At 57.3% G+C, this 1,268-nt stretch carries 1 protein-coding gene; it reads left to right on the plus strand.

Annotation, left to right across the window (positions count from 1 at the left end; translation table 11 throughout):
* The coding region (gene glyA / locus ACR0IU_RS22260; RefSeq protein ID WP_480717787.1) for a serine hydroxymethyltransferase at positions 1 to 1,268 on the plus strand (1,268 nt) is incomplete at both ends.

Consider the following 1,268-nt stretch of genomic DNA (forward strand, 5'->3'; position numbering starts at 1 on the left):
GGTTTCTTCACCCAATCCCTTGCCGATCGTGACCCCGAGCTATTTGGCTCGATCACATCCGAATTGGGCCGCCAGCGCGATGAAATCGAGCTGATCGCATCGGAAAACATCGTCTCTGCCGCTGTCATGGAAGCGCAGGGCTCGGTCATGACCAATAAATATGCCGAAGGTTATCCGGGCCGCCGGTACTATGGCGGTTGTCAGTTCGTCGACATTGCCGAAAATCTGGCTATCGATCGGGCCAAGCAGCTGTTCGGCTGCGAGTTCGCCAATGTCCAGCCAAACTCGGGCTCGCAGGCAAACCAAGGGGTGTTCCAGGCGCTGATCAAACCTGGCGACACGATTCTGGGTATGAGCCTGGATGCAGGTGGTCACCTGACCCACGGTGCAGCCCCAAACCAATCGGGCAAATGGTTCAATGCAGTCCACTATGGCGTGCGCAAGCAAGACAATCTGATCGACTATGATCAGATCGAAGCGCTGGCCAAAGAACACCAGCCCAAGCTGATCATCGCGGGCGGTTCGGCCATTCCGCGTATTATCGATTTTGCCCGCATGCGCGAGATCGCCGATATGGTTGGTGCGTACCTGCACGTGGATATGGCCCATATCGCAGGACTGATTGCCGCGGGTGAGCACCCCTCGCCCTTCCCGCACGCGCACGTCGCGACAACCACCACGCACAAGACGCTGCGTGGCCCCCGCGGCGGCATGATCCTGACCAACGACGAAGCGATCGCGAAAAAGGTAAACTCGGCAATCTTCCCCGGTATTCAGGGTGGTCCGCTGATGCATGTGATTGCTGGCAAAGCAGTAGCGTTTGGCGAGGCGCTGCGGCCCTCATTCAAGGACTACATCAAGCAGGTTATCGTGAACGCTCAGGCCCTTTCAGATCAGTTGATCAAGGGCGGTCTCGACACCGTGACCCACGGCACCGACACTCATGTTGTTCTGGTCGACCTGCGCCCCAAAGGCGTTAAGGGTAATGCGACCGAGAAAGCATTGGGTCGTGCGCATATCACCTGCAACAAGAACGGCGTTCCGTTTGACCCCGAGAAACCAACTATCACCAGCGGCATCCGCCTTGGTTCTCCTGCTGGCACGACACGAGGTTTTGGAGAAGTCGAGTTCCGTCAAATCGCAGATTGGATCATCGAAGTTGTCGATGGTCTGGCCGCCAATGGCGAAGAAGGCAATGCCGCAGTCGAAGCAAAGGTCAAAGCCGAAGTCGCAGACCTCTGCGCCAAGTTTCCGATCTATCCGAACCT

It is taken from the genome of Ruegeria sp. CL5 (assembly GCF_056536485.1).